Annotated in this window: 2 protein-coding genes; one reads left to right on the top strand and one right to left on the bottom strand. The window is 74.6% G+C overall.

What is annotated here, in order from left to right; translation table 11 throughout:
* Positions 1–114 precede the first annotated feature (114 nt).
* Positions 115–711: a TIGR03086 family metal-binding protein gene (locus ACFU6K_RS39025; RefSeq protein ID WP_380671427.1), complete on the top strand. Its 597-nt coding sequence runs from the start codon at positions 115–117 to the stop codon at positions 709–711.
* Between the two features lie 87 nt (positions 712–798).
* On the opposite strand, the gene ACFU6K_RS39020 is transcribed toward ACFU6K_RS39025, so the two are convergent.
* Positions 799–1266, bottom strand: a complete 468-nt coding sequence (locus ACFU6K_RS39020; protein WP_380671425.1) for a (2Fe-2S)-binding protein — start codon at positions 1264–1266, stop codon at positions 799–801.
* Positions 1267–1400 lie beyond the last annotated feature (134 nt).

The following is a 1400-nucleotide window of genomic DNA, read 5'->3' as shown; positions in this document are numbered from 1 at the left end:
CGCCCCGGGTGGCGGCGGGCCCGGTGTCGTGCCGGGCGGTTGTCGGCGCACGCGCTTACGATCGCCCGGCACGACCCGTGCTCCCGGACCGGGACCCGTACCGAGAGGTGTGCCATGACCGCAGCGGAAGACCCGATCGGGCTGCTGGCCCGGGCCCTCGCGCAGACCGCCGGGCTGATCGACGGCACCGGTGTCGAGCTGGCCGGCCACCCGACGCCCTGCCGCTCCTGGGACGTCGGCGACCTGATCAGCCACCTCCTGCACGACCTGCGGCAGTTCACCGTCCGGGCGAAGGGCGGGCAGCCGGACTGGTCGCAGCCCTTCGAACGGGTCGAGGAGGACTGGCTGCACGCCTTCGAGTCCGGGGCGGAGGAGCTGGTCGACGCCTGGCGTGCGGCCGGCGACCTCGGCGGCACCCTGGAGGTCCCCGGCGTCGGCACCCTCCCGGCCCGCTTCCCGGTGGACCAGCAGATCACCGAATTCGCCGTCCACGGCTGGGACTTGGCCCATGCCACCGGCCAGTCCACCGAGGGCCTGGACCACGAGGTCGCGCTCGCCGCGCTCACCTGGGCGGCCGGCGCGCTCAAACCCGAGTACCGGGGCGCCGAGGAGGAGCACCACGCCTTCGGCCCCGCCGTCGACGTCCCCGAGGACGCCCCGGCGTACGACCGGCTCGCCGCCTTCTTCGGCCGCGACCCGGCGGCCACCTGAGGCGTCGGACGACTGGCGGCGGGGCGGCGGCGGGTCGGTGGCAGGTCGGTGGCAGGTCGGTGGCGGGGCCGAACCCGGGCCCAGGGCTCAGGGTTTGGCGACCTGCCGGGTGGCGGCCTGCTTGATCGCCTCGCGGATGCGCGGGTACGTGCCGCAGCGGCAGATGTTCTGGATCTGGTCGATGTCCGCGTCCGTCGGGTTCGGGGTGCGGCGCAGCAGGGCGACGGCGGTCATGATCTGACCCGGCTGGCAGAAGCCGCACTGGGCGACGTCGCAGGCGAGCCAGGCCTCCTGGACGGGGTGGAGGACCTCGCCGTCGGCCAGGCCCTCGATGGTGGTGACGGTGTGGCCCGCGCAGTCCTTGACGGAACGGGTGCAGGGCTGGAACTCCTGGCCGTCCAGGTGGCTGGTGCAGGCGCGGCAGACGCCCACCCCGCAGCCGTACTTGGGGCCGGTGACGCCGAGCTTGTCGCGCAGCACCCAGAGCAGGGGCATGTCGTCCGGGGCCTCGACGGTCACGGGCTGCCCGTTGAGGACGAAGGTGTGGCTGGGCATGGGGGTCGCGATTCCTCGGCTGGCTCGGCTGGTGGTCAGAAGTCGATCGGGAAGGAGCGCGGGCTGGTGCCGGTCGCGCGGGCGTAGGCGTTGGCGACGGCGGCGGAGGCGGCCGGGACGCCCAGCTCGCCCGC

This window comes from Kitasatospora sp. NPDC057512, from assembly GCF_042802135.1.
Lineage (GTDB): Bacteria > Actinomycetota > Actinomycetes > Streptomycetales > Streptomycetaceae > Kitasatospora.
This window is presented reverse-complemented; position numbering and strand designations above follow the sequence as displayed.